Source organism: Salinivibrio sp. MA427 (assembly GCF_001996115.1).
GTDB classification, from domain to species: Bacteria; Pseudomonadota; Gammaproteobacteria; order Enterobacterales; family Vibrionaceae; genus Salinivibrio; species Salinivibrio costicola.
Map to the genome: position 1 here is coordinate 1 of NZ_MUFH01000164.1, position 5,740 is coordinate 5,740.

General features: G+C 49.7%; 4 protein-coding genes. 2 read left to right on the forward strand and 2 right to left on the reverse strand.

Going from position 1 to position 5,740, the window contains the following annotated elements:
* Together BZG79_RS10640 and lrp are read right to left on the reverse strand one after the other, a co-directional pair.
* A partial coding sequence (locus BZG79_RS10640; protein ID WP_077774370.1) for a DNA translocase FtsK occupies positions 1-2,535 on the reverse strand: 2,535 nt, incomplete at its 3' end.
* Positions 2,536-2,759: 224 nt separating this feature from the next.
* Positions 2,760-3,254: a leucine-responsive transcriptional regulator Lrp gene (gene lrp, locus BZG79_RS10645; RefSeq protein WP_077460192.1), complete on the reverse strand. Its 495-nt coding sequence runs from the start codon at positions 3,252-3,254 to the stop codon at positions 2,760-2,762.
* A gap of 166 nt (positions 3,255-3,420) precedes the next feature.
* On the opposite strand from lrp, the gene ald reads away from it, so the two are divergent.
* Positions 3,421-4,545: an alanine dehydrogenase gene (gene ald, locus BZG79_RS10650; protein ID WP_021022420.1), complete on the forward strand. Its 1,125-nt coding sequence runs from the start codon at positions 3,421-3,423 to the stop codon at positions 4,543-4,545.
* Between the two features lie 119 nt (positions 4,546-4,664).
* Positions 4,665-5,624: a thioredoxin-disulfide reductase gene (gene trxB, locus BZG79_RS10655; RefSeq protein WP_077774369.1), complete on the forward strand. Its 960-nt coding sequence runs from the start codon at positions 4,665-4,667 to the stop codon at positions 5,622-5,624.
* Positions 5,625-5,740 lie beyond the last annotated feature (116 nt).

Sequence of the window (5,740 nt, forward strand, 5' to 3'; positions counted from 1 at the left end):
ATGCACTTCTTCATCACTGACAAAGGCACCATGCACGCGGATCGGATGGTTGGAACCATTCGGCATAAAGAGCATATCCCCCATTCCCAGCAACGACTCAGCGCCGCCTTGGTCAAGGATGGTGCGCGAGTCTGTTTTGGTCGAGACAGTAAACGCCATACGCGTTGGAATATTGGCTTTAATCAGCCCCGTAATCACATCAACAGAAGGACGTTGGGTGGCTAACACAAGGTGAATACCCGCGGCCCGTGCTTTTTGTGCTAATCGTGCGATCAACTCTTCGACTTTTTTACCAACCACCATCATGAGATCGGAAAATTCATCTACCACCACCACGATATAGGGCAGTTTTTCCAGTTTAGGCGCCGATTCATCCATACTATCGCCCGATTTCCATAGTGGGTCAGGGATCGGATTATTCGCGGCTTCTGCTGCTTTGACCTTTTCGTTAAAACCTTTAAGGTTGCGCACGCCAAGGGCTGACATCAGCTTGTAACGTCGTTCCATCTCACCCACGCACCAACGCAGCGCATTCCCCGCATCTTTCATATCGGTGACAACTTCTGACAACAAATGCGGAATGCCCTCATAGACCGATAACTCCAGCATTTTAGGGTCGATCATGATAAAGCGCACATCTTCAGGAGACGCCTTATAGAGCATACTAACCAGCATCACGTTCACGCCCACAGATTTACCCGACCCTGTCGTCCCTGCCACCAGCATATGCGGTGCTTTGCCAAGATCGGTAATAATGGCTTCGCCGGCAATGTCATTTCCTAATACTACGGAGATCGGCGATTGGCTGTTTTTAAATCGCTCACTGCCAATCACTTCTGACATAAACACCGTTTCGCGATGCTCGTTCGGCAGTTCAAGGCCAATATAAGGTTTACCTGGGATCACCTCGACCACGCGCACCGCGGTGGTTGATAGCGCACGCGCTAAGTCTTTAGACAAACCTGAAATTCGTGAGACCTTAACGCCCGGCGCCAAATCAAGCTCAAAACGCGTGATCACCGGCCCTGGATACACGCCCACCACGCGTGCTTGCACTTTAAAATCCTCCAAGCGCGCCTCAACCAAGCGCGCAATTTGCTCTAGCTCTTCGCGCGTGGCTTGTTGCGCTGTATGGCGCGCAGGATCCAACAGATCGAGGGTTGGAAAAGGTTCTGCCGGTTTAGGCAAATTGGGCTCATCTTTCACTAAAAAAGGATGGTCGAGCCCGGCCGCTTGCTGTTGGGATTTTTGTGCTTGGCGAATCGTTTCTTGGAAAGGATCCTCGTCATCATCGGCCAACTTGCTTGCCTGCTCCGCGCGCTCTAGCTCCGAGAGTCCATCTTGATTGCCATAGGTAGTATCAGCGTACTCTGAGTGCTTTGTTTCTGAGAGCTTTGTCTCTAAGTGCTCTGGCTCTGAATGCTTTGTCTCTGAGAGCTTTGTCTCTGAATGCTCTGAATCTGTCGACACGTAAGTTGCGACCGACTCACGACCATGCTGAGTCGGTGTTTGGGCTTGCGGGTCTGAGTCGGTGTCTGCGCTGAATACCGACGCAGAGGGCTCATCATCAGCAACAGCGGTTTGCCATTGTCCCAATGCCGGTTCATCCGCACTCTCTGACAGGGAGGATTCGGATTGCGTCGAACCGGCTTGCTCAGCGGTGGCATGTCCACCAAAGATGATCGACCTTTCACTCTCATGCGCGCTGTGCTCAACGGTTTCCTTTTCCGTCGCTGTCGTTTTTTCAGCGACCGATTTTTTCTCAGAAACGGACGCTTTCTCAGGCGATGTCGGCGTCAATCGACGTAAATCACTCAGCTCCATCGGTTCACAAGTCTCACGCGATTGCGTCACGTCTGTGTGCTCGGGGGCCGATGAGCCAGGCGCACCAAGTTGTGTCGGGGTATCGCCACGCACGCGATTAACCAGCCAGGTGATACCATTTAGCGTCACCGCGCCGAGGTGATCCACGATCGTGAGCCATGAAATTCCCGTGAATAAGGTGAAACCGGCCGCCCAGCCAAACAACATGACCAAGGTGGTCCCTAAGACATTAAACAAGGGCAAAGCAAGGCTATTGGTGACATCTCCCATCACGCCACCCGATGAAAAATGCCAAAAGTCATCAAAATTGAGATCAGCCAACGAACAACTGGTCAGGAAAAGGACCAGAAGCCCCAATAGACGTGCGCCAATAATGGTGTAATTAATGGGTTCATTATCACCACGCCGCCGCAAAAAAACCCAACCGCCAAGAATAACAGCAGGGGGTAATGGATACGCCAAGATCCCAAACGAGAAGAAAAAGCTGTCTGCTATCCATGCACCCATCGCGCCAGCCGCATTATGAACGTCACCATGCCACGCGGTTTGCGACCACGAAGGATCAGCCGGATTAAAAGATAACAATGCCACCATGGTAAACACAGCAGCGGCGAGGACCAAGATGAATCCACACTCTTTTAAACGTTGACCGCCATCTAAACGCGCTTTCGGCTGAGCCGTTTTCGGCTCTCGACGTAAAGAAAACTCCATCATTACCTGTTTAATATTATTCGTTAATCGCATTCCTCACCCTGAATGGAGGCTTGCTCTGATTGCCCTGACTTTATCACATTCATGCCGTGACGGCAGGCATGATGCGTGTTTACGTTCAATCTTTACCGAGATATCACATTCTTTAAATCATGGCGTACAAAAAATAAGCCGAGCGCAATGCCCGGCTTTAGTTATGTTTTGCTTCACCCTATGGCCAACACTTAACGCGTGTGGATCACCAGATGATTACTTTGTTTTACCTCTTCCATTACCACGTAAGTGCGTGTGTCATTCACGCCGGGCAAACGTAGCAAGGTTTCACCCAATAACTTGCGATAAGCCGACATGTCAGCTACTCGTGTCTTAAGTAGGTAATCGAAATCACCGGACACTAACGAACATTCTTGGATGTCTTCTAGTGTCTGCACCGCTTTATTAAATTGCTCAAACACGTCAGGTGCGCCACGGTTTAGTGTGATTTCCACAAAAACGAGCAGTGATGCATCTAAATACTGGGGATTAAGCTGTGCCGTGTAGCCAAGAATATAGCCCTGACGCTCTAAACGTCGCACACGTTCTAGGCAGGGGGTTGGAGAGAGACCGACACGTTTTGATAACTCAACGTTGGAGACTCGCCCATCCTTTTGGAGCTCATTTAGGATGTTGCGGTCAATACGGTCCAATTCCTTGGAGGGCTTGTTTTTGGTATCTACCATTTTTTATTCCACCTTGTTACTTCCTTGCAAAAAGATATACCAAATTAAATAACATCTAAACAATCTTTAGCATCAAATGCTGGTTTATTGCCTTTATACTAGCCTGAAAATTGACAATTTCAATAACAAGCCAGCCGATAACACTAAATAAACAAGAGGTGACAGCATGATCATTGGCGTTCCAAAAGAAATCAAGAACCATGAGTACCGCGTGGGTATGGTTCCAGCAAGTGTCCGTGAGCTTATTTCTCACGGCCACTCGGTCTATGTTGAAACCAATGCAGGTAACGGTATTGGTTTCTCTGACGATGACTATAAAGCCGCTGGGGCATCCATTCTCCCTGCCGCCGCTGACGTATTTGCGAAAGCAGACATGATCGTCAAGGTCAAAGAACCGCAAGCTGTCGAGCGTGCCATGCTGCGCGAAGGACAGATTTTGTTCACCTATTTGCATCTTGCACCAGATTTTCCGCAAACAGAAGACTTAATTAAAAGTAAAGCTATCTGCATTGCCTATGAAACGGTAACAGATTCTAAAGGTCGATTGCCACTATTAGCGCCAATGTCTGAAGTCGCCGGCCGTATGTCTATTCAAGCAGGTGCACAAGCGTTAGAAAAATCACACGGCGGTTCGGGCATGCTGCTCAGTGGTGTTCCTGGTGTCGAACCCGCTAAAATCGTCGTACTTGGCGGTGGCGTGGTTGGCTCAAACGCCGCGCGCATGGCGGTTGGCCTCCGAGCTGACGTCACTATTTTGGATAAAAATGTCGATACATTGCGTCGCTTGGACGAAGAATTCCAAGGCCGCGCCAAAGTCGTCTACTCAACCGAGGAAACATTAGACCAGCACGTACTTAACGCTGATTTAGTTATCGGTGCTGTCCTTATCCCAGGTGCTGCTGCACCGAAACTGGTCAACGAAGACCATATCAAGCGAATGAAACCAGGCGCTGCGGTTGTCGATGTCGCTATCGACCAAGGTGGCTGTTTCGCGACCTCACATGCAACGACCCACGCTGACCCAACCTACATCGTTGATGATGTTGTCCACTACTGTGTGGCAAACATGCCTGGCGCTGTCGCGCGCACCTCGACGGTTGCCTTAAATAACGCAACACTGCCCTACATTGTGAAGCTGGCGAACAAGGGATATCGCGATGCTTTAGTTCAAGATGAGCACTTGCGTAACGGTCTTAACGTGATCAGTGGCCACGTTACCATCAAAGAAGTGGCCGAAGGCTTTGATCTTCCATACGTTGATGCCCTGGATGCGCTGAAGTCAGCCCATTAATCGGCAATATCAATGATAGAAATAGAGGGCACCATCACGGTGCCCTTTCTTTAGCCTTCCAATTTACCTACAATCACTCCATTCAAAAAAACGAACCTCTTTCCTGCTCGGAGACGTGAATGAGTAACATTAAGCATGCGAACCTATTGATTCTTGGTTCAGGCCCAGCGGGCTACACCGCGGCTGTTTACGCGGCTCGTGCCAATTTAAACCCTGTTATGGTAACAGGCATGCAACAAGGGGGTCAGCTGACCACCACCACGGATGTTGAAAACTGGCCTGGCGATCCGGAAGGACTGACCGGTCCCGCATTAATGGATCGCATGAAAGCCCACGCAGAAAAATTCGATACCGAGATTATTTTTGATCACATCAATGACGTGGATTTATCCTCACGCCCTTTCCGCCTAAAAGGCGACAACGGCGAGTTCACTTGCGATGCCTTGATTATTTCAACGGGGGCATCTGCGCAATACCTTGGCTTACCATCTGAAGACGCGTTCAAGGGACGTGGCGTATCCGCCTGTGCGACCTGTGATGGCTTTTTCTATCGCAACCAAAAAGTGGCGGTAATTGGTGGCGGTAATACGGCAGTCGAAGAAGCCTTATACCTTTCTAACATCGCCTCTGAAGTGCATGTTGTCCATCGTCGCGATACCTTCCGTGCTGAGAAAATTCTGGTCGATCGTATGATGGACAAAGTGAAGAACGGTAATATTGTCCTGCACACTAACCGGGTATTGGATGAAGTGTTGGGCGATGAAATGGGCGTGACACAAGCGCGCTTAAAAGACACACAAAGCAATGAGACCGAAACCCTTGATGTGATGGGTGTTTTTGTTGCGATTGGCCATAAACCTAACACAGACATCTTTGCTGACCAGCTGAAAATGGAAAACGGCTATATCCAGGTTGAATCAGGCCTAAGTGGCAATGCAACCCAGACAAGCGTCGAAGGCGTATTTGCGGCTGGTGATGTCATGGACCACGTATACCGTCAAGCGATTACCTCTGCAGGGACCGGCTGTATGGCGGCTCTAGATGCCGAGCGTTATCTCGACGCACTCGCGAATCAGTAATTTCTCGCGCTCATGCAGGCTATCATTCGATGGCCTGCCCGGCCTGTTGACAGGCTTTGATAGAATAATAAGATGATATGGATAAATCTAAACAGCGGGCGCTAACCCAATGGCTC